The sequence below is a fragment of the Mesorhizobium sp. WSM1497 genome (genome assembly GCF_001672455.2).
Lineage (GTDB): Bacteria > Pseudomonadota > Alphaproteobacteria > Rhizobiales > Rhizobiaceae > Mesorhizobium > Mesorhizobium ciceri.
On sequence record NZ_CP021070.1, the window covers coordinates 4340248 to 4361952 of the forward strand.

The following is a 21705-nucleotide window of genomic DNA, read 5'->3' on the forward strand; positions in this document are numbered from 1 at the left end:
CCCGCGTGCCCCTTACCTCGTAACGATATCCGGCGGACCATGATGTCGACTATGAGGCACGATATGTTCCCTGCACGACCAACGTGGCGTTGCCAGGTCATATCGTGGAACCGCGGGAGATGTGGTGCAACCCTTCAGATCGTCGCAGCTTGCGCTTTTTCGATCACGAACACGATCCGATCGTCGTCGCGTTCTGTCGATTCAAGGCGTTCTCCCATTTCAGTGAGAAGATTTGGTATGTCGATGACCGCCAGTGGGTCCGTGCAGTGAACCTCGAGCCGATCGCCTGGCCTCAAGGCTTTCAGCGCCTTACGCGTCTTCAGTGCGGGCAAGGGGCATTTAAGCCCGGTCAGATCCAGCTTCGTCGTGGTCATCATGGCCAGCATGATGCCCGACGGGGCGTGGCATCGTCAATTGGAGCGTTGGGGTCTTGGCTCCTGCTTCTGGCGCGGCCGGACTGCTGTCACAGAAGACTGGAATAGGCGAGGAAGTTGACCGTGTGGCCCGGCTCGACATGGACTATCTCCTCACCCAGTTCGACGAGACCGTCCGTGGCGACCAGAGATGAAAGCAGTCCGGCGCCTTCTCGGGGGAACTTCGTCGCCTCGTAGGAACCATCCGCGGTCGCGTGCACGTTTGCTCGTACATACTCGCGCCGTCCCTGCTTCTTGCTGTAAGAAAAGCCGGCCCGCACAGCGATCGGGATCGGCGGTTGCTGCCGCGCCCCGACGAGCGCGAGGATCGCAGGGCGGGCAATATGGGCGAAGGTGACGAAGCTTGCCACCGGATTGCCAGGAAGTCCGATCAGCGGGATTCCATCGATCACGCCCATGGCGACGGGCCGGCCCGGCTTGATCGCGACGCGCCAGAACACCAAGGTTCCGGCGCTCTCGACAGCGGCCTTCACGCAGTCGGCCTCGCCCGTCGACACACCGCCCGAAGTCAGGATCAGGTCATGGCTCGATGCCGCTTCGCGCAGCTTTTCGGCAATCAGGCGGCTGTCATCCATAAGGATACCGAGATCGGTGACGTCGCAGCAGAGCCGAGCGAGCATTGCCGTAAGCATGAAGCGGTTCGAGTCGAAAAGCTGCGCTGGTCCGCGCAGGTCTCCAGGCGCAACGATTTCGTCCCCGGTCGAGAACACTGCGACACGTATCCTGCGCTTGACCTGGAGTTCGATGAATCCCAATGCGGCGGCCAGCGCGACATCTTGCGGCCGCAGCCGGTGGCCGGCTGGGAGGACGCCTTCACCCAGTGCGACATCCTCACCCATAGGACGGACATTGGCACCCGTTTTCAAGCCGGGCGGGAGAATGACCCGGCCAGATCCGTCCACGCTCACATCTTCCTGCATGAACACTGTATCGGCCCCCTTGGGCATTGGAGCGCCAGTGAAAATGCGCACCGTTTGGCCGGGCAGCACAGGTTCATCCGGCGCCATGCCGGCCTGAACCCTCCCGGCAACGGCGAACGCCGTTTTGACGGTTTGCGGCAGGTCGGCCCCTCGCACGGCATACCCATCGACCGCGGAATTTGTGAAGGGTGGCAGCGGCAGCGGTGCGACCATCTCCCTCGCCAGGAAGCGCCCATCCGCCAGCACGAGCGAGACCGCCTCGACCTCCTGCACAGCACTCAGTTTCGAGGCGATGAGCGCGGCGGTCTCGTCGATGGGCCGCATCGGTCCGCCGAAAGCGAAGCAGTCATCCGAGATTTGCGCCATTTATGTTCCAATTGCACGAGGGTGCCGCCTTGGCAGCAATCGCATCAATCCGAGCTTTTTTTAATTAGCTTCGGTTGAACACCTGTAAGATACATCAGGCCAGAGCAGTGGCGAGCCAGAATACGACGTCAGGAGACTGCCATGCATTTGATGAGACGCCAACCCGAACACGCCATCATCACACCCGACCCGCAAGACCGACGGCTGACCGAGTTGGTCGCGGGCGTCGACCATACAGGCGCGACGGTGGAGGTCCGCGTACCGATAGAACGTGCCCTGACGCTCTATCTCAACGCGCAGGAGATCGTCACCATGATGACGGTCAACGATTACCCTGAATATCTTGCGCTTGGCTATCTGCTGAACCAGAACATGCTTCTGCCTGACGACGTGGTGACGGATGTCGAGTATGACGAAGACCTGCAGGTCGTGGTCGTTCGCACCGAGCGCAACACCGACTACGAGCAGAAGCTCAGAAAGCGGACGCAGACCTCGGGTTGCGCCCAAGGCACTGCGTTCGGCGACGTGTTGGAGGCGATCGAGGACATCACACTTCCGCCCGCTGAGCTTCGCACCTCCTGGCTCTACGAGCTGACGCGCAAGATCAACACCACGCCGTCGCTCTATCTGGAAGCAGGCGCGATTCATGGCTGCGTCCTTTGCAGGGAGGGCACGCCAATCTGCTATATGGAGGACGTCGGGCGCCATAACGCCGTCGACAAGATCGCTGGCTGGATGTACCGCCACACCGTCGATCCGGCAGACAAGATCATCTACACGACCGGGCGGCTGACCTCCGAGATGACGATCAAGACGGTGCGGATGGGCATTCCGATATTGATCTCGCGCTCCGGCTTCACAGCCTGGGGCGTGGCGCTGGCCCGCCAGGTGGGGCTGACGCTGGTCGGCCGGGCGCGCGGCAAGCGCTTCACCGTGCTTTCGGGCCAGGAGCGGATCGTCTTCGACCAGGACCTCGCTTCGGTCGGTGAGGAAGCGCCGCGCCACCGCCGCAAGGGTGCCGAGCATGACGACTGAGGGAACCGTAACGCTGGGCGTGGTGCTCGCCGGCGGTCTGGGTCGGCGCATGGGCGGCGGAGACAAGCCGACGCGTGTGATCGGCGGACGAACGATGCTTGAGCATGTCATCGAACGGCTAGCGCCGCAATGCGACGGGCTCGTTCTTAACGCCAATGGCGACCCCGCTCGCTTCGCCCGCTTTGGCCTGCCCGTTGCCGCCGACACGATCGAGAGCTATCCGGGACCTCTCGCCGGCATACTCGCCGCACTCGATTGGACGGCGGGGAACAGGCCGGGTGTAGAATGGGTGGTCAGCGCTGCCGGCGATTGTCCCTTCCTGCCGAGCGACCTCGTTGCACGCCTCCAGCAGGCGCGCATCACAGAGAAAGCAGACTTGGCGGTGGCGACATCCGGCGGCCAGGCGCATCCGGTCATCGGGCTCTGGAAAGTCGCGCTGCGGGATGAATTGCGGCATGCGTTGACCAACGAGGGCCTCCGCAAGATTGACCGGTGGACCGCTCGCCAGCGCCTTGCCACCGTATCCTGGCCCGTCGAGCCGGTGGACCCGTTCTTCAACGCCAACACGGTCGAGGATCTTGCCGAAGCTGAGCGCCTGGCCGCGTTGCTTTCTGCTAACCCGGCCGGCTGAACCCAGCGCGCTCCAGGCCCAGAAGGACCTCGTCGGTCCGGAGAGCCTCGAGGAATGCATGCACCGAAGGCCGTTCCTTTCGCGCAGAGATCAGTGCGAAGTCGTAGTGCTCTTCGGTCAGCGCGATAAAACCGAGCCCCGCCGCACGCGCGACGGGCGCGATGGTGACACCCCAGTCGGCGCGCTCTTGCGCCACCGCTGCGGCGACGGCATTGTGCGAGCGCGGCTGATTCCAGTAGCCGTCCGGGCGCTCCACGCCGAGGAGCTGGTCGATCAGGATGCGCGTTCCCGAGCCTTGGTTGCGGTTGACCATCATGCAATCGGGGTCGGCGAGCGCCGCACGGACCGCCTCCTCCGCGCCGAGGCCCTCGAAACGCTCGTCCCCTTGGCGGAATACCAAACCTTGCATGCGCCGCCAGCCTGGCACGAGTTCGAGACCGTCACCGAGGAAAGGCGCGTTGTAAATCCGCGTCTTCGGGTCGAAGAGATGGATGGGGGCGAGATCGCACTCGCCGCGCTTGGCCGCTGCAAGACCGCCCAGGCTTCCCACAGGCAGCGAGCGCACCGAAATCCCGCGGCGCGAAAGTTCGCCAACGACCAGATCGAGGCCGACGCAATGACTGCCGATGACGACGAGGTCGGGGACGCGGACCCGCGGCGTGAACAGCGTCACCGCCACGTCGGCACCGGCAGGCACGTGATCGGCGAGTGCCTCGATGCGGATGAAGCCGTCCGCCTGGGTAAAGGATGTTATCGCTCCCGAGCCCTTGCCGGTCGGATAGGCCGTCAATCCTCCCTGCCCTTGCACAAGGGAAACCATGGCGAATTCGGTCCGCCCGAGTTCGGAAGGAATCCGCAACGGAAGGCTTGCGGTGACCTGAGTATCGACGCGCGGCGGCAGCCCCGCCATGCGCCGCAGGGCGGGTACCACCATGTCATGGAAGGTGAACATGGCCGAGGTCGGAAATCCCGGCAGGATGATGACCGGCTTGCCCTCGCACACAGCCAGGCAAAGTGGCTTTCCGGGCTTCAGTGCCACGCCGTGTGCGATGATGCCGGGCTTGCCCAGTCGGCCGATAATGCGATGCGTGACATCCCCTGCCCCTTTGGACGTGCCGCCCGACAGGATCAGCACGTCGTGGGCGGCGAGCGCCTCGCGCATAGCCTTCTCAAGTCTCGCCTCGTCGTCGGGAAAGGCGCCGAGAAAATGCGCCTCGCCGCCATTTTCAGTGACAGCCGCAGCGATGATCGGGCCGTTGGCATCATAGATGCCGGCCGGTCGCAGCGGCTCGCCCGGCTGAACGAGTTCATCGCCCGTGGAGAGCACGGCCACGCGTGGCCTGCGAGCCACTGTCAGCTGTGCGATTCCGCAGGCAGCGAGCATGCCGATCTCGCGCGAGCCGATTTCGGTTCCGGCACGCAGCAAGACTTCTCCTCGCGCCATGTCCGATCCCGCGTTGGAGATAAACTGGCCGGGCGAGATGCTGCGGGCCACCTCAATGGCACTCAACCCGGCGGGATGGGTGTGCTCCACCATGACGATCGCGTCCGCGCCGCGGGGCAGCGGTCCGCCGGTTGCGATGGACGTGGCGGTTCCGGTCAGAACGGGCAACTGCGGAACCGTGCCGCAGGCAATCGCTTCCGCATTGAGCGCAAGCCGAACGGGACGCGGTTCAGAGGCGACGGCGAGGTCGGCTGCACGCACCGCGAAGCCGTCGACATTTGAGCGGTCGAACGGCGGCACGTCGACCGGCGCTGCGACGTCCTCGGCAAGAACCAGCCCCAGCGCGTTGGCCAGCGTCCGCTTCTCGGTCGGTAGTGGGCGGGGAAACAGCTCGGCCTCGAAGCGCGCCAGTGCAGCTTCGCGCGATAGTATGGTCAGGAACTGCTCCTGGCCGCTGTTCTGCTGGGCCGATGTTGGAGAATGCGTCATGGCGGAACACCGATCAAAAGTTGCGGAGCGGAACGGCGGCGACAGGCGTGCCGGCGGCATACCCCTCGCTATCGTCAGGAACTGCAAGCCAGGCGTCGGCAAGACGCATGGCGTCCAGCGAAAAGTCGCCGACAGCGAGCGGTGTCCACACATCCCGCTCCTTTGCGAGCAGAACGATCTCGCAAAGCCCGACCGCGGATGAAATTTTCCGCGAGAGTGGCAAGATAATGCCGGACCGTTCAGATCTGCCCGACAGGCGGTCCAAGACTGGCTGGACGAGTGCAAGGAACCCCGCGAAAGCCTGTTGCGGCGATCCGGCCAATGCGACGATCGGTGTCTTGCCGAGCCGCCCTATCGCCGTTGTCCCCCCGGGCCGCAGAGCAATGCCATGCGCGAGCAGAACCCGGCGCCGCGCGAGAGCCTCGGCGGTCACATCGGCGCAGCCATCGCCAGTACCGCCGATCAGGAGCAGCAAATCGCAGGACTCGCCATCAAGAGCGGCAGCGATCGCTGTCGCGTCACGCTCGACGGCCTCTATTTCGGCAATCGAAGCGCCAGAGGCACCCAGGCTCTCGACCACGAGCCGCAGGGAGAATGTCTCGTGGCTCTCGGCAGAGACGTCGATCGCGCGCACGCACGGAATCCGTACGGCAAGTTGGCTCAATCCCACTTTGCGAGCGACCAGCAGGTCAGCGACGCCGATTATCTTTCCTTCAAATGTTGGCGGGCGGTTCGCCGCCATGTCCTCGCCCATCCGGCGCACACCCTGGCCAGGCGCGGCTTCAGATGCCGCCTGGATCACCGGTCCATCGCAATCGATAAGACCGGCCTGCAGCACACAGTCACGATTTTCAGGCATGGCATCGCCCGTTTCCACCCAGAGGGGCGGGGTCGGCAATGCTACTGGCGAATAGGCCGACGCTCCCACGAGATCAAAGGCGCGACACGCCCAGCCGTCGATGGCAGCGATATCGCGCGCAGGCTGCGCCGGCACGACAGCCGGCATCCCGGCAGCCACGCGCCCAAGAGCCTCATCGAGCGGAACCAGGCAGGTGGCGACGGGCATCACACCGTCGAGCAGCCCTGCGAGCGCCTTGTCAAGGGTGGTGAGCGCGCCTGTCGGAGAAAGTGTTCTCGTCATGGCCCGATAGTGAAGCAGACCCGAGCCGGTTTGCAACAAGCTTCAGGAACGCTCGTGCTGCGCGTTTGGGAAGAAGAGCTGCTGGCCGTCGATTTTGTACTCGCTGATCGCCTTCTGCCCCTCCGCAGAGATCAGCCAATTGATGAAGCGCTGGCCGGCCTCCGCTTTGACACTTGGATGCTTCCGCGGATTCACCAGCATGACGCCATACTGGTTGAACAGCCGCTTGTCACCCTCGACGGCAATGCCCAACTCGCCCCGATTCTTGAATGACAGCCAGGTGCCACGATCGGAAAGCGTATAAGCGTTCATGGCGGCCGCGGCGTTGAGCGCCGCTCCCATGCCCTGGCCGATCTCCTTGTACCAGGTGCCCTTGGCCGCCTCGATGTCGATGCCGGCCGTTTTCCACAGACTCAATTCGGCCGAGTGGGTGCCAGACCTGTCGCCGCGCGATACGAAGGCCGCTTTCTTGGCTTTGATGGCGATCAGCGCGGCTGCGATATCCTTGGTCCCGCTGACGCCTGCTGGGTCGCTCTTGGGCCCCACGAGGACGAAGTCGTTGTACATCACGTCGAAGCGCTTCACCCCGAACCCTTCCTCGATGAACTTCTCCTCCTGCGCCTTGGCATGGACAAAGACCACATCGGCATCGCCGCGCCGACCGGTGTCGAGCGCCTGACCGGTGCCCTGAGCGACAACCTTCACGCCGATGCCGGTCTTCTTCTCGAACAGCGGCAGGATGTGGTCAAACAGCCCAGAATCCTGCGTCGAGGTCGTTGACGCCACAACTATCGACTGCTCCTGGGCAGGCGCGCCGCTCGCGAGCATCAGAAGCACCACAAGCGCACAGAACATTCGGCGGGTCAGCATCTCAATCTCCGTCCGGTTGATTAAAGCACGAGTTCGCCGCGCACGAAGGCAGCCGCTTGCCGAGTCGCGGGACGATCCAGAAAATCGCCGGCAACGGCATGCTCGCAAACACGCCCCCGGACAAGAAAGACGACGTCTCCAGCGATCCTGCGTACTTGGCCGAGATGGTGCGAGGCCATGATGATCTTCGTGCCCGATTGGGCAGCCGTGATGATGATCTGCTCAACAAAACGCGTCGCCGCCGGATCGAGGCTGGCTGTCGGCTCGTCGAGCAGCAGGATCTCGGGCTGGCGCGCCAGTGCGCGAGCGAGCGCCAGCCGCTGCTGCTCCCCGCCTGACAAATGCCGTGCCGGACGTGCCGCCAGATCGAGAAGACCCACGCGGTCGAGCAGTTCCTCCGTGCGCGCCGCGCGAAGCCGACGCGGACAGCCGGCCGTAGCCAGGCCGTAGGCGACATTCGCGGCCACCGAGCGCCGCAGCATCACAGGCTTCTGGAACAGGATCGCACGCCGCGTCTTCGGGGAGAGGGTCCGACCGCCCCAAGTCAGGGTTCCGGCCGAAGGTACAGTAAGCCCCATGCAAAGCCGCAACAGGGAGGTCTTGCCCGACCCGTTTGGGCCGACGATCACCGTCGGCGCATGTGGCCCGATCGTCAGGTTCACCCGCTGGAGTATGGTCGTCGCGCCAGCGATAAGCGACACGTCATCGAAGACAAGTGGAAGATCGCTCTGAGCGGCCCGCATCCCCTAGCCCGCCCGTTGCTCGGACCACACCCGCACGCCCCAGGCGGCCGCGTTGATCAGCAGGATAAGAAAAATCAGAATCAGGCCGAGTCCGATGGCGAGCGGCAGATTTCCCTTTGAAGTTTCAAGTGCGATTGCCGTCGTCATGGTACGGGTGAAGCCATCGATGTTGCCGCCGACGATCATGACGGTGCCAACCTCGGCCGCCGCCCTGCCGAAGCCCGCGAGCAGAGCAGTGACGAGGCTGAAGCGGCCGTCCCACAAAAGCGTCGCGACCAGGCCCACCGGCCCGACCTCCATCGCGTTCAGTTCCTCGCGATATTCGCGCCACAGATCCTCGACCGTCTGGCGGGTCAGAGCGGCGATGATGGGCAACACTAGCAGCGCCTGCGCGCAGACCATGGCGGCGGGCGTGAACAAAAGACCGAACTCGCCCAGCGGCCCGGATCGCGATAGCAGCAGATAGACGGTCAGCCCGACCACCACCGGCGGCAGGCCCATGAAACCGTTCAGCACTACGACGATCGCCGAACGACCTGGAAAGCGCGAGAGCGCGATAATTGCGCCAAGCGGCAGGCCGGCGACCATGGCAATCGCGACAGCCGAAAGGCTGACCGCGAGCGACAGGCGCACGATGGCAAACAGCGTGGCGTCACCGCTCGCGATCAGTTGCCATGCGCCCAGCCCTTCCGACATTGCTCCTCGCAATCCTGTCCAGCGCCAATGTCCTGCAACTCTTCCGCCAGAGTCAAATTCTTGAACCGGCACAGAAATATGCATATCAATGCAGGATGGAATTTCTGACGACATCTGAAGCCGCCGACTATCTGCGCATTGGCGAACGCAAGCTTTACGAACTGATTGCGCAGGAGCGCCTCCCCTGCAGCAAGGTGGCCGGCAAATGGCTGTTTCCCCGACATGAACTCGACCATTGGGTCATGTCGGGACTGGTCCGGCCCGGAGGAATAATTCAATCCGACCCGCCGCCGATCGTCGGTGGCAGCCAGGATGATCTGCTCGAATGGAGCCTGCGTCAGTCGGGCTCCGGCCTGGCCTTTCTGACAGAAGGCACGGAAGCCGGCGTGACACGCCTGCTTCGCGGCGAGGTGTCTGTCGCCGCGATCCATTTCCACAGCGACGACCCGGACCCGAATGTCGCCGCGATTGCGACGAGGCCGCGGCTGTACGATGCGGTGCTGGTCGGATTCGCCCGCCGCGAGCAGGGCCTGCTGCTGGCGCCAGGCAATCCGAAATCGCTCAACAAGTTGACCGACGTACTTGCGACCGGCGCGCGCATTGCGGTCCGTCAACGCGGCGCAGGCGCGGACATGCTGCTCGCTTTGTTGCTGACGGATGCCGGCGCGAGCCACGGCGAGGTCAACCGACTGGAGCCCCCCTGCCTTACCGGTCCCGAGCTTGCAGCCGCCGTGCGCACCGGACGGGCCGATTGCGGAATCGCCACCCGCGCCGCCGCCTGCGCCGCCGGCCTCGATTTCGTGTCACTGGCCTGGGAAAGCTTCGACCTGCTGATGCGGCAGCGGACCTACTTTCAGCAACCGATCCAGGCGTTGCTGCGTTTGCTGCAGCAAGACACCTTCGCCAGCCGCGCCGCCGAGCTTGCCGGGTATGATCCATCGCCGGCCGGGCGGATCCGGTTCGCGAAGTAGCAGCCGAACCCGACCTCGGTCGCTGCTCACCCCAGATCGATCTCGCCCTCCACGACATGGTGCAGGCCTGCTGGCTCAGACGTGACGAGGGCCCTCACGGTCAGTCGGCCCTGTCCTTTCAGGCCCTTCTCCGCCACGGCTTTCTCGATTGCCTGCTGCGAAGTCACGCCGACCTGCTTGAGGAACTTGCGCATGGAGACGTTGAAGGGATCGGTTTCCATATTCTGGGTCATATGATTGCCTCGAACGGTTTGAACAATATGGCCGATCCAGCAAGCTTGATGCCCGCAACGGCGGCGCTGCGCCAAGGGAGCACGGAACGGCCTGGTGCGCAATGAAGACGACGCTCGCAATGTGTCTGATGGCAAGTGCTCCGTTCCTCTTCGGGGTCGCCGCGCTGGGTGCCGATCTCCGCGGTCACGGCGGACCAGTGCGGGCGATTGCCGTGACGGCCGATGGGCAAACCGCGATCACCGGTGGTTTCGACGCCAAGGCGATCATCTGGTCGATCAAGACCGGCGAAGCACGGGAGGTGCTGCTGTTTCACGATGGGCAGGTCGATGCGGTCGCAGCCCTGCCGCAAGGCCGCTTCGCCAGCGCGGGGGCGGACGGGCGCATTGCTGTCTGGGAGGCCGGACGAAGCACGCCGATCGCCGTCCTGCAAGGCCATTCAGCGCCGGTCGTGTCGCTCGCAGTGTCGCCCGACGGCTCCACCCTCGCTTCGGCTTCCTGGGATGGCAGTGTGCGGGTGTGGCCGCTTTCCGGCGGGGAGCCGCGCGTCCTCGAAGGCCACAGGGGAAACGTCAACGCGGTTGCATACCTCTCCGACGGGACGCTCGCAAGTGCCGGCTACGACGCGGCAGTCATGCTTTGGCCGGCCGAAGGCGGAGCTCCGGTCAGGGTCGCAATGCCTGCACCCCTCAGCGCACTGGTGGCGACAAGGAGCGATCGCGTGTTCGTCGGGGGCGCGGACGGCAAGCTGAGTGAACTGAACCGCGGCGGGACAATCCTGGCCGAAGTTGCAGCTTCGTCAAGTCCGATCACCGCGCTCGCCGTCACGGCGAATGAACGATACATCGCCGCCTCGTCGATCAAAGGTGAAATTGTGCTGCTCGACGTCAAAAGCCTGCAGCCCGTTCGCACATTTGGCTCCGCGGGCGTGCCGGTTTGGGCTCTCGCCTTCTCGCCTGACGGAAAGACGCTTTTGAGCGGCGGCGGGGATCAAGTGGTGGGAGAATGGAATGTCGAGGCCGGGCAACGGCTCGGAACCAAGATCGAGGGTTCGGCCGATCCGATGGCCGAATATGCCGGCAATCCGGACGCGGAGGTGTTCCGCGCCTGCGTCGCATGCCACACGCTCGATCCCCACGAGGGCGATCGCGCCGGCCCCACGCTTCACGGCATCTTCGGCCGCAGGATCGCATCCGTGCCTGGCTACCGATACTCGCCCGCTTTCAGGGAGATGGACATCGTCTGGACGCCCGAAACGGTATCGAAGCTGTTCGAGCTTGGCCCGAGCAGATACACGCCGGGCACCAAGATGCCCGAGCAGACCATTCGCGACCCCGAGCATCGGGCGGCGCTGATACGATTCCTACAGGCCGAGACCCGCAGCAACTGAGTTTAGACCCGTTTGGTTTCCGAGTTCCGGTCCCGGAGATAATCCTCTGTCGTTCGCGGGGCCGGCCGGCCAGGACCGGCATAGGGATCGAGGTCTTCGCTCATGGCGGCATCGACGCGGCAATTGTCGCACATCCGCACCAGTTCCAGCCGCCGCGCGTTTTCGCCCGAGAACATCCAGTGCCTGCCTTCCAGCTTGGCGACGATCCGCTCAATCGTACTGCGGGTCCCGAACGGGTTGCCGCAGCGGATACACTCGTAGGGCTGTTCTTCCTTGACGACCCGACGTGGCGCGCTCCATGCCGGGAAATCAATCCGCGGGGCGAGACGGATCACCTTCTCCGGACAAGTCGCAGCGCAGAGCCCGCATTGGACGCAGGCGCTTTCGGAAAAGTACAATGCAGGCTGTTGCTCGCTGTCGGAGAGCGCACCCGTTGGGCACGCCGACACGCAGGAGAGGCAGAGCGTGCAGCCCTCGACATTGATATCGAGCCCGCCGAACGGCGCTGCCGCTGGGAGCACTACGCGCTCGACTGGCGTCGGCGCGGCGCGATGCAGTTCGATCATGCTGTTTCGCAACAGGCTGCGCTTGTCCCCCAGGGGCAGGAAGGTCGCCGGCGTCGGCGTGCTGGAGCCCGGTTGCACACGGTCGAGCGCCAACCTCAGCATGTCCGGATTGTCGGTTTCGATCAGGCCGCAGAGTTCCGACCCGTAGCCGAGCGATCGCGCGAGCAGATTGGCGATGGTGACGTTGCGGGCCAAGCCGGCGAGCTCGTGCTTGGGCTTCGCGGAGGCGAGCGCCATCACCGCCGCCGCGCCCCATGCCACCGGCGCTATCCACGCCTCTATTCCCAATTGCGTTATCTCGTTCACGGCGACTGGCAGTACATTCGCAGGCAGGCCTGGGCCGAACCGCGCGAGCGCGTCAATGAGCGGCTCGCCGTGATAGCCGTCATGGAACAGAACGACCGGATCCCTACCACCCGCCTCTCGATATGTGACCAGGAGCGAACGCAGCCGCCGAAGCAGGGTTTGCGCATCCGGAACGGCATATGCGGCTGCACCGGTCGGACAGGCGGCCGCGCAATTGCCGCAACCGGCGCAGATTGCTGCGTCGACGATCACGTGGTCGCCGGCCGAGGCAATCGCACCGGTAGGGCACAGATCCAGGCAACGCGTGCAACCGATGATGCGGGAGCGTGAATGAGCGCACAGATCGGCGGAAAAATCGATGTAGCGCGGCTTGTCAAATTCGCCGACCAGGCCAGCAGCCTTGGCGATCACGGCCGTTACCGCGGCCCGGTCGGCGGAATCCGCTTTGAGGTAGCCCGCGCGCAGGTCGTGAGCCGGAAATAGCGGAACGCCGCCGGAGAGGTCGATCACGATGTCTGCTTTAGAGATTGCGCCGTCACGAGCCGCACCGAAGCGCAGGCGGTCGCGCGAAGAGGGAACTGGCAAGGCGAAATCATCAACGATCAGCTCAAAGGCGCCCAGATGGCCTTGTGCATTGCGGATCCTGCCCCGCACGACGGGGAAATCCCACACGCGGTTGGGTGTAACCTCCTCGGGTCGCGTCAGCAGGACGGTCACGTCCAGATCCCCGGCAAGCTGGCAGGCGACCTCCATTGCCGCCTGGTCGCGGCCATAAACCAGCACCACGCCATTGCTTCGAAGCGTGACGAGGGCGGGCGGCGAGGTCGGTTCGGCCACCATCGCGACGAGTGCCGCCGCCTTCGGCCCGGCGGATGCGGCCTCTGCCGACCAGCCTGCCGCCTCGCGGATGTTCACGAAATCGAGGTCACCCGCAAAGCCGATTTCCTCAGCGACTTCGCGGAAAAGCGGCGCCTGCTGTGTGCAGGCTATGGTGATGGCTCCCCCCTCGCTCAATCTGTTGCGGATACGATCGATTTCGGCGCCGCACAGCTGATCGCCCGATTGCACCTGAGCGTCTTTGCATCCGCGGCGCACGCTGTCGCCAAAACCAGGCATGCTGCGCTCGCAGGAGCAGATGAAGACCGTGCGCGGTTTTTCCAGGCTCATTGCGCCTCCCCGCTACGCGACACCGCCCGCTGCGGTAGCGCCTTTACTGTAGAGACAGTATATACATTATTGGAGAATTAGGCCGCCGTCATCAAAAATGGATCGGCATCATGTCCCAGCGTGCTTCGGTCACCGACCGCGCCCTCGATCTGCCCCCGCTCTACAGCCTCACTGTCTTGAGAGAAGCCGGCGATGCCTTCGAGCACGCCCGCGCCATTGCCGGCGAGCAGGGTGCAGGGACGCTGGTCTGGGTACGGCGCTATGATCTGGCCGAGTTCGCGGTCGTCCTGGAGCCTGAACAATCGTTGGCGCAGGCCCGCCTTGCCATCTATGCCGGAATGAACGCTCTGGCCGACGCGCTTGCAGCGCGTGCACCGCCTGAAATGCCGGTCACCTTCGACTGGCCGGACGCGATCCGCATCGACGGCGCTCTCGTTGGCGGCGGACGCCTGGGCTGGCCTGAGGGAGCTCGCGACGAGGAGACGCCGGCCTGGCTCGTCTTTTCTGCCATGATCCGCATCGCGGCCGTGCGCGCTTACGAACCTGGCGAGCGGCCGCTACTCGGCGCGCTTGACGAATTGGGCTTCGAAGCCGCCGATCCTGGTGAGATCATCGCCAGCTTCTCCCGTCACCTGATGAACGCGTTCCACGAATGGGGCGAAACCGGCTTCGCATCGCTCGCCAGCCAATGGCTGCACCGCTCCTCACACCGAGGCCAGGACGTTCGGATCGCTGACAATGGCGATCTGCTGCTTCCGGGGAAGCCTTGCCGGGGAGCCTCCGAAAGGCGGAGTTTGGTGGAAGCTCTTGGCTCACCTTCGTGGCTCGATCCCGCTACGGGTGTGCCATGGCTCTAAAGCTACTGCGCACGATCCGCCTAGATCCGTCGGATGGCTTCGTCTATTCCCACGCCGCGGAACCCGGCGAGTGGGCCGTCACGGGGACTTTCCGGTTCTTCGCCGCCGATATCGAAAGCCTCTCCGGCAAAGAACGACAAGCCTTCCGCGCCGGCTTCATGGGTGTTGAGAGCTTCGGCTGGTCCACCCTCGTCATCGTGACGGAGGCCACCGCGGAAGAAGTCGCGGCTGCGACCGAAAGACTGGCCGAGCAGCTTGTCGCCCGTTGCGGAGCGCCCGGGATGGCGGTCGCGCGCGCGGCCGCCCAGGAGGAAATCGCCTTCGCGCAGTCCCTGTGCAGTCATCCGCCGAACACCCTTGTTGCGCTGCACCGCGCTGGCGAGGAGGCGGGCATCCGTGAATCGTTCCGCACCCTACACCGGAAGGTGAGCCGCCTTGATCCGGCGGCCGCATTCCGCATCATCGAGGTCGAGGGAGAAGAGGGTGCGATGGAAGAAGTCGACATCGTGGTGCTGGCGGGTAGGCACAAATGATAGATTTCTGGATTTCTTCGGGCCACCATCTGCTCGATCGCGACAAGGCAGGCCGGTTGATGGTGACTGATCCGTTCCTCAAAGCTTATTTGGCTCGCCCTGAGCTTCTGCCGCCGGAAGATGCGTGCGCGGCGGAGTTGCGGCTGCATCACGAGTTGCTGATGCACGATCCGCGCCGGCCGGTCGGGAACGAGGAGATCGCCGCGATCGACGACCCGGATGCTCGGGAAAACTGGGAGTTCATGATTGCCTTTCGCAATCGCCTTTTGGCAGCGCCGTCCCTCGAAGCCTGCTATCTCGAACTCGCGCGCGGCTCGGCTGCCGACATTCCGCCCCTGTTCATGAACCAGCTTGCGCAGCTGGTGCTGCGCAATGCGCTTGACGGCGACGACGATCCCTTCGTGCTGCGTGCGGCCGAGCTGTTTTACCGTGCCCAGCGGGTGACCCTCCATGAAGGTGCGCTGCTGCTTGCAGATGCGGAAACCATTGAAGTCCACGAGCAGAACCGTCACGCCTCGCCTCTCCTGAACATGCTCGGAGGGCCTGCCGTCACCGAGCTGCAGATTCTCGAGGAGAAGAATGCCTGCAGCTATTTCGGCAGGAGCGATGCCTTTGACATGGTGCTTGGCCTCGGCGACGTCGACAGTCCGGCGCGGCGCGGCCTTGCCGCCGCGATCGAGGCCTGGATACGCCATCTGCTGGCCATTGAGGTGAGGGTTGAGCCGGTCGAGCGGACCCAGGACGACGATTGGGCATGGTTCGTCGGTCTGGACGCGGAGGCGACGCGTATCGGCAATGCGCTGTGGACAGGCAAGGACCTTGACCCTGAGGCGGCAAAGCGCATTATAGCTTTGTTTCGGCTCGACTTCTCCGAATTCGACGAAGTTAGGCCGGAAGTGGGTGCGCGGCCGATCTGGTTGATCATGGCGATGACATCCGACCGCATGGTTCGCATGAAGCCGCAGAACCTAATCGCCGGCCTGCCGCTTCGAGCCGCCACACCCGCAAGTTAGGCATTGTGGACAGTCAGGATTCCGAATTGGTTCGGGAAACAACTCAAGTCGGTGTTGTCGTCGAGCGACGGACTCTGCAGAACCCGTGGGTCGATCATGCCTGGATGCCCGTTGCGGTGCTCGTCGGCGTTCCGGTAGCCGCAGCTTGGACGGCGCTCGATGAAACCGCAACAGTAACCCGCTATTATGCGGGAGCGGCGGACATCGAGTTCTTCGGAGCGGACACGACGATGTACCGGGAGAACTTACGTTCTCAGCAGCCGAGCCTGTGGGTATCGCTCCGGCACACGAATGCGCCTCCCGGGGTCCTGCTGCAATTGGTAACCGCCGATCCCTCGGACGCCGAGTCGCTGACGGAGCCCGGCACCGACATCATCGAGGCGGTGCCGATGCCGTCCGAGATCCAGCAGCAGCTTGCCGCCTTCGTCGAAGCCCACCATGTCGAGCGGCCGTTCGTCAAGCGCAAGCGCGATCGGGCAAAGCTTGATGCGGGGCGCAATTGGCCTTCCGGGACTGGAGACAAGGAATGAGCGGCGGCAATGATAACATCTTCGCCCGCTGGTCGCGCCGGAAGCTGTCTGTGCGCTCGGCCGGACTTCAAGCAACGGACGACGAGAAGCTGGTACCTGACGCTGCGGCGGTGGATGCCGGCGCTGCCCGCCGAGCCACGGCTCAGGATGCGGGATCGACGCAAGACGAACCAGACGGACCCGCCGAGCCCCTCCCCCGCGTCGAGGACCTGACGCCTGAAAGCGACATTACGGCCTTCTTGAGAAAAGGCGTCCCTGCGGCGCTGAGGAGCGCCGCGACGCGCAGGATGTGGTCTCTCGATCCGGCAATTCGCGATTATGTCGGTCCCTCCGAATACGCCTGGGACTTCAACCAGGCGGGTTCGATGGCAGGGTTCGGCCCGCTGGACGCGAAGGAAGCAGTCGTCAGCTTTCTATCAAGGATGGCTTTACCCATCGAAGCGAATGAGCGGGAAACAGCCGCAATTCCCCGGCCTTGGCCCGCCCGGGCGCCCGGCGAAGCGCACGCCCAATGGCCGGAGAATACGCCGCCAGTTGGCGAAGCTGATACCGATGCGCCAGAAGCCCAGACCGTCGAGCCTACCGAGGCGAGGTCGCCAGTTGACGGAGCAGGTGAGATAGGGGCGGCGGACGCGGGCCCTGTCTCTCCGCCCTCGCGAAGTACCGAGGTCCTCTCCCGGCCGCGCCACGGCAGAGCGATCCCGCGCTGACGCCGGGACCTGCTGCACCCGTAGCGCAGAGCCACGATAGCTCACCCAATCAGGGGCCCACGATCAAGGTCACACGACCAACATCGACTTGCTACTAGACCAGCCGCACGAATTCGTCAGACTGCTGTTGCAATCGTTCGGAGTGGGGCTACAATCGCTGACCTAATCTCGGAAGCACGGTCAAGGTCACACGATGAACCCGGACTTGCCCCTGGACCAGGCGTATGGATCGTCGGATGGAGCGGATGCTTCAATCATCGATTTCGATGGCGCTGATCTTGACGATATCGATCAAGCCCGCGCCGACGAATATGCCCTCTTCGCGTTGCTATTGCTCAAGCCACCCGATAGCGGCTTCCTGACCCGGCTTGCCCGCCTGCAAGACAGCAGCGACACGCCGCTCGGTCGCGCTCACGCTGCCTTGGGCCGGGCAGCGGCCTGCACCTGCGCGGATGATATCAATCGCGAATATTTCGAACTTTTCATCGGCGTGGGACGCGGAGAGCTTCTCCCCTACGCTTCCTACTATCTCACCGGCTTTCTCAACGAACGGCCACTCGCCCGCCTGCGCCAGGACATGATGCGCCTGGGCATCGAGCGAGCCGCCGGCCACTGCGACCCGGAGGATCATCTCGGAACGCTCTGCGAGATCATGAGCGGCTTTGCCAGCATTCATTTCGAGGCGGCGGCCGGCGAAGAGAAGGCTTTCTTCGAACGGCACCTCGCGCCCTGGGCCGGACGTTTCTTTGGCGATCTGGAAAGCGCAAAAACGGCGAAATTCTACCGATCGGTCGGCGTGGCCGGTCGAACCTTTATCGACATCGAAACTGAAGCCTTTGCCATGGAGACGCGGCGAAGCGCATAGGAAATGCAAGCGGGCCGGATGCCCTGACAGATGGAGGTTGCAATGCAGGAGGAGCGATCGACGGGACTGAGCCGGCGCAGCTTCCTCCGGGCGTTCGGCGGCGCCTCCACCACCGCCGTCGCGGCGGCGGCACTGGCTCCGAGCGAAGCGCAAGCCTATGACCCCGGTGAAGACGAGATGCGGGCCCGCTACCGGGAAACCGATCACATCAAGGCCTATTACCGCGTGAACCGCTACCCTGAAAAGAAGTGAGGCCGCCATGCTGACGAAGCGCAAAAGCGGACAGGCAAGCCGCACAAGACTGCAAAGCCTCCTTGCTGGCACGGATTCGGCTCCATTCGACCGACGGACATTCCTCCGCCGCTCCGGCCTCGCAGTTGGCGGAATAGCCGCGCTCAGCTCGTTTCAGTTCGGCACGGTAAGCAAAGCCGCGGCGATCAGCGCGCCGCAGCCGGGAGTGCCGACCGAGTTGAAGAAAAGTGTCTGCACACATTGCGCGGTCGGCTGCACGGTCACCGCGGAAGTCCAGAACGGCGTGTGGACCGGACAGGAGCCATCGTGGGACAGCCCCATCAATCGAGGCTCGCATTGCGCCAAGGGCGCAAGCGTGCGCGAGCTGGTACATAGCGACCGCCGCCTGAAATACCCCGTGAGGCTTTCCGGCGGCAAGTGGGAGCGCATCTCCTGGGATGACGCCATCAATGGGATCGGCGACAAGCTTCTCGACATTCGTGAGAAGTCCGGACCGGAATCGGCCTACTGGATGGGATCGGCGAAGTTCTCCAATGAGGGGACTTACCTCTTCCGCAAGCTTGCGGCCCTGTGGGGAACCAATAACCAGGACCACCAGGCGAGGATCTGCCATTCGACGACGGTTTCGGGCGTGGCCAATACGTGGGGCTACGGCGCGATGACCAATTCCTTCAATGACATCCGCAATTCCAAGACGCTCATAGTGCTGGGCGGGAACCCTGCCGAAGCACATCCAGTCGCCATGCAGCATCTGCTCGAAGGCAAGGAACTCAACAAGTCCAACTTCATCGTGATGGATCCGCGGTTCACGCGTACGGCCGCGCATGCCACCGAGTTTGCTCGCATTCGGTCTGGCACCGACATCGCGGTGCTGTGGGGCTTGCTCTGGCACATTTTCGAGAATGGTTGGGAGGACAAGGAATTCATAGCCCAGCGCGTTTACGGGATGGACGAAGTCCGCAAGGAGGTGGGGAAATATCCGCCCGACGAGGTCGAGCGCATCACTGGTGTGCCTGGCGAGCAGATGAAGCGCATCGCCGAGATGTTCGCCACGCAAAAGCCATCGACGATAATCTGGTGCATGGGGCAGACCCACCACACGACCGGAACAGCCAACGTCCGCGCCAGCTGCATCTTGTGCCTCGCCACGGGCAATGTTGGCAAGCCGGGCACCGGCGCCAACATCTTCCGTGGACATGACAACGTGCAGGGCGCGACCGACATTGGATTGGATGTGGTGACCCTGCCCTTTTACTATGGCCTGACGGAGGGCGCCTGGAAGCATTGGTCGCGAGTCTGGCAAATTCCATACGGCGACCTTCTGCGCCGGTTCGACTCCAAGGAGGCGATGGAGACACCCGGCATCCCGTTGACCCGATGGTTCGATGGGGTCGTGCTCCCCAAGGAGGACATTCAGCAGCGTGACAGTCTGCGGGCGATGTTCGTCCAGGGCCACGCCAGCAACAGCATCACACGCATACCGGAATCAATGAAGGGCCTGGCCGGCCTCGAACTGCTCGTCGTTGCCGATCCGCACCCGACGACCTGGGCATCGCTGGCAGTTCAGGCCGGGCGCAAGGACAACGTCTATCTGCTGCCGGTCTGTACGCAATTCGAGACTTCCGGCTCGCGCGTCGCCTCCAACCGATCTCTGCAGTGGGGCGAGCAGATCGTTAAGCCGAGCTTCGAGCAGAAGGACGACTATCAGGTCATCTACCTGCTCGCGAAGAAGCTCGGCCTTGCCGACTGGATGTTCAAGAACATCGCGGTCGAGGGTGACCGGCCGCAACCGGAGGACGTACTGCGTGAGATGAACCGCGGAAGCTGGTCGACCGGCTACTGCGGTCAATCGCCGGAGCGCCTCAAGGCGCATATGAAAAACCAGCACAAGTTTGATCTTGTGACGCTACGCGCGCCGAAGGACGATCCGGAGGTCGGCGGCGACTATTACGGCCTGCCCTGGCCATGCTGGGGCAAGCCGGAAATACGCCATCCTGGCACGGCCAACCTTTACAGCACCGACCTGCATGTAATGGATGGCGGCAGTCCCTTCCGGGCCCGTTTCGGTGTGGAGCGTAACGGCGAGACGCTTCTTGCCGAAGGCTCCTACACGCAAGGCTCGGAACTGACCGACGGCTATCCGGAATTCACGATGGCGGTGCTGCAAAAGCTCGGCTGGGACAAGGACTTGAGTGCGGAGGAACTCAAAGTCATCCAGACGATCGGCGATGATATGGCTGACATCGGCAAGGTCTCGTGGTCGACCGACCTGTCGGGCGGCATCCAGCGCGTCGTGCTCAGCCACGGCTGTCACCCCTACGGAAACGGAAAGGCCAGGGCTGTCGCCTGGAACCTGCCCGACCCGGTGCCGATCCATCGCGAGCCGATCTATACCCCCAGGGTGGACCTAGTCGCAAAATATCCGACCTATCCTGACGCCAAGCAGTTCCGTTTGCCGAATATCGGCTTCAGCGTTCAGAAGGCGGCGGTGGACAAGGGCGTCGCGAAATCGTTCCCGATCATCCTGACGACCGGTCGCCTGGTCGAATATGAAGGCGGCGGCGAGGAAACCCGCTCAAACCGGTGGTTGGCCGAGTTGCAGCAGGAGATGTTCGTCGAAATCAATCCCGCGGACGCAGCCGCCCGCGGCATTGGCGACGGCGTCTGGGTGTGGGTGACCGGCGCGGAGAACGATTCCAAAGCGCGGGTGAAGGCTTTGGTGACCGAGCGTGTCGGCAAGGGAGTAGCGTTCATGCCTTTCCACTTCGGCGGCTGGTTCCAGGGTGAGACCCTGCGGGCCAACTACCCCGAAGGCGCCGATCCCTATGTGCTCGGTGAAAGCGCAAACAGCATCACCACCTACGGCTATGACCCGGTAACGGGCATGCAGGAGCCGAAAGTCACGTTGTGCCAGATCGCGATGGCGTAACAGGGAGGTGCGGAAAATGGCCAGGATGAAGTTCCTCTGCGACGCCGACCGCTGCATTGAGTGCAACGCTTGCGTCACCGCCTGCAAGAATGAGCACGATGTGCCTTGGGGCATTAACCGCCGCCGCGTCGTCACGATCCATGACGGCAAGCCCGGCGAGCGCTCCGTCTCGATGGCCTGCATGCATTGCACCGACGCCCCGTGCGCGGCGGTGTGCCCCGTCGCATGCTTCTATACGACGGCCGACGCGGTGGTGCTGCACTCTAAGGATTTGTGCATCGGCTGTGGCTATTGCTTCTACGCCTGTCCGTTCGGCGCGCCGCAATACCCGCGCGTCGGCAATTTCGGATCGCGCGGCAAGATGGACAAGTGCACGTTCTGCGCGGCCGGTCCGGAGCCGGACTCGACCGAGGCCGAATATGCAAAATATGGCGCCAACCGGCTGGCCGAAGGCAAGCTGCCGCTTTGCGCCGAGATGTGCTCGACCAAGTCGCTGCTGGCCGGCGACGGCGAGATCATCGCTGCGATCTACAAGGAACGCGTGACGCAGCGCGGCTACGGCTCCGGTGCGTGGGGGTGGCAGACGGCCTATCGGGAGACAATTGAGGTGTAGTTC

Annotated in this window: 22 protein-coding genes; 13 read left to right on the forward strand and 9 right to left on the reverse strand. The window is 63.8% G+C overall.

Translation table 11 applies throughout. The annotated features are described in order from the left end of the window. Positions 1–134 precede the first annotated feature (134 nt). Together A9K65_RS21295 and glp are read right to left on the reverse strand one after the other, a co-directional pair. Positions 135–374, reverse strand: a complete 240-nt coding sequence (locus A9K65_RS21295) for a sulfurtransferase TusA family protein (protein WP_064994283.1) — start codon at positions 372–374, stop codon at positions 135–137. A gap of 89 nt (positions 375–463) precedes the next feature. Continuing rightward, positions 464–1720, reverse strand: coding sequence for a gephyrin-like molybdotransferase Glp (glp, locus tag A9K65_RS21300; RefSeq protein WP_064994251.1), 1257 nt, complete (start codon positions 1718–1720; stop codon positions 464–466). Between the two features lie 141 nt (positions 1721–1861). Here glp and A9K65_RS21305 point away from each other — a divergent pair, with 141 nt between their 5' ends. Both A9K65_RS21305 and mobA read left to right on the forward strand, forming a co-directional pair. Further along, a complete protein-coding gene (locus tag A9K65_RS21305; protein WP_064994250.1) occupies positions 1862–2755 on the forward strand; it encodes a formate dehydrogenase accessory sulfurtransferase FdhD in 894 nt (297 codons plus the stop codon). Continuing rightward, complete coding sequence (gene mobA, locus A9K65_RS21310) at positions 2745–3386, forward strand: molybdenum cofactor guanylyltransferase MobA (protein WP_064994282.1); 642 nt, start codon at positions 2745–2747, stop codon at positions 3384–3386. Before A9K65_RS21305 ends, mobA begins: the two co-directional genes overlap by 11 nt. Here mobA and A9K65_RS21315 read toward each other — a convergent pair. The 5 genes from A9K65_RS21315 to A9K65_RS21335 are packed head-to-tail and all read right to left on the reverse strand — an operon-like array spanning position 3370 to position 8769. Then, positions 3370–5319 (reverse strand): molybdopterin biosynthesis protein, encoded by a 1950-nt coding sequence (locus A9K65_RS21315; RefSeq protein WP_064994249.1) that lies wholly within the window; start codon positions 5317–5319, stop codon positions 3370–3372. The genes mobA and A9K65_RS21315 overlap by 17 nt on opposite strands. A gap of 13 nt (positions 5320–5332) precedes the next feature. Beyond that, positions 5333–6499, reverse strand: coding sequence for a molybdopterin-binding protein (locus A9K65_RS21320; RefSeq protein ID WP_348629573.1), 1167 nt, complete (start codon positions 6497–6499; stop codon positions 5333–5335). Positions 6500–6502: 3 nt separating this feature from the next. Then, on the reverse strand, positions 6503–7330 hold the full coding sequence (locus tag A9K65_RS21325) for an extracellular solute-binding protein (protein ID WP_064994247.1): 828 nt from the start codon (positions 7328–7330) through the stop codon (positions 6503–6505). A gap of 20 nt (positions 7331–7350) precedes the next feature. Continuing rightward, the gene (locus tag A9K65_RS21330) at positions 7351–8073 is read right to left on the reverse strand and encodes an ATP-binding cassette domain-containing protein (protein WP_064994246.1); all 723 of its coding nucleotides are present in this window, start codon (positions 8071–8073) and stop codon (positions 7351–7353) included. A 3-nt stretch (positions 8074–8076) separates the two neighbouring features. Then, entirely contained in the window at positions 8077–8769 is a 693-nt protein-coding gene (locus A9K65_RS21335) for an ABC transporter permease (RefSeq protein WP_064994245.1), read from the reverse strand. Positions 8770–8864: 95 nt separating this feature from the next. Here A9K65_RS21335 and A9K65_RS21340 point away from each other — a divergent pair, with 95 nt between their 5' ends. Further along, positions 8865–9740 (forward strand): helix-turn-helix transcriptional regulator, encoded by an 876-nt coding sequence (locus A9K65_RS21340; RefSeq protein ID WP_064994244.1) that lies wholly within the window; start codon positions 8865–8867, stop codon positions 9738–9740. A gap of 26 nt (positions 9741–9766) precedes the next feature. On the opposite strand, the gene A9K65_RS21345 is transcribed toward A9K65_RS21340, so the two are convergent. After that, positions 9767–9973, reverse strand: a complete 207-nt coding sequence (locus A9K65_RS21345; protein WP_064994243.1) for a DUF6494 family protein — start codon at positions 9971–9973, stop codon at positions 9767–9769. Positions 9974–10101: 128 nt separating this feature from the next. On the opposite strand from A9K65_RS21345, the gene A9K65_RS21350 reads away from it, so the two are divergent. Then, on the forward strand, positions 10102–11361 hold the full coding sequence (locus A9K65_RS21350; protein ID WP_245321860.1) for a hypothetical protein: 1260 nt from the start codon (positions 10102–10104) through the stop codon (positions 11359–11361). A gap of 2 nt (positions 11362–11363) precedes the next feature. On the opposite strand, the gene A9K65_RS21355 is transcribed toward A9K65_RS21350, so the two are convergent. Beyond that, entirely contained in the window at positions 11364–13400 is a 2037-nt protein-coding gene (locus A9K65_RS21355; RefSeq protein ID WP_064994241.1) for a 4Fe-4S binding protein, read from the reverse strand. A gap of 110 nt (positions 13401–13510) precedes the next feature. On the opposite strand from A9K65_RS21355, the gene A9K65_RS21360 reads away from it, so the two are divergent. The 9 genes from A9K65_RS21360 (at position 13511) to fdh3B (ending at position 21702) form a co-directional block, all read left to right on the forward strand. Then, positions 13511–14257, forward strand: coding sequence for a biotin/lipoate--protein ligase family protein (locus tag A9K65_RS21360; protein WP_064994240.1), 747 nt, complete (start codon positions 13511–13513; stop codon positions 14255–14257). Then, on the forward strand, positions 14248–14790 hold the full coding sequence (locus A9K65_RS21365; RefSeq protein WP_064994239.1) for a DUF6505 family protein: 543 nt from the start codon (positions 14248–14250) through the stop codon (positions 14788–14790). Before A9K65_RS21360 ends, A9K65_RS21365 begins: the two co-directional genes overlap by 10 nt. Continuing rightward, positions 14787–15803 carry a DUF6352 family protein gene (locus A9K65_RS21370; protein WP_064994238.1) on the forward strand — a complete coding sequence of 339 codons (1017 nt, stop codon included), beginning with the start codon at positions 14787–14789 and terminating at the stop codon, positions 15801–15803. The genes A9K65_RS21365 and A9K65_RS21370 overlap by 4 nt, the downstream gene beginning before the upstream one ends. 26 nt (positions 15804–15829) lie before the next feature. Beyond that, positions 15830–16333, forward strand: coding sequence for a DUF3305 domain-containing protein (locus A9K65_RS21375; protein ID WP_064994281.1), 504 nt, complete (start codon positions 15830–15832; stop codon positions 16331–16333). Further along, entirely contained in the window at positions 16330–17043 is a 714-nt protein-coding gene (locus A9K65_RS21380; protein WP_064994237.1) for a DUF3306 domain-containing protein, read from the forward strand. The genes A9K65_RS21375 and A9K65_RS21380 overlap by 4 nt, the downstream gene beginning before the upstream one ends. Before the next feature lie 193 nt (positions 17044–17236). After that, positions 17237–17908, forward strand: a complete 672-nt coding sequence (locus A9K65_RS21385) for a molecular chaperone TorD family protein (protein WP_064994236.1) — start codon at positions 17237–17239, stop codon at positions 17906–17908. A 42-nt stretch (positions 17909–17950) separates the two neighbouring features. Beyond that, positions 17951–18160 carry a formate dehydrogenase gene (locus A9K65_RS21390; RefSeq protein WP_064994280.1) on the forward strand — a complete coding sequence of 70 codons (210 nt, stop codon included), beginning with the start codon at positions 17951–17953 and terminating at the stop codon, positions 18158–18160. A gap of 7 nt (positions 18161–18167) precedes the next feature. Beyond that, positions 18168–21089 carry a formate dehydrogenase subunit alpha gene (locus tag A9K65_RS21395; protein WP_064994235.1) on the forward strand — a complete coding sequence of 974 codons (2922 nt, stop codon included), beginning with the start codon at positions 18168–18170 and terminating at the stop codon, positions 21087–21089. Between the two features lie 16 nt (positions 21090–21105). Further along, positions 21106–21702, forward strand: coding sequence for a formate dehydrogenase FDH3 subunit beta (fdh3B, locus tag A9K65_RS21400; RefSeq protein WP_064994234.1), 597 nt, complete (start codon positions 21106–21108; stop codon positions 21700–21702). Positions 21703–21705: the final 3 nt, after the last annotated feature.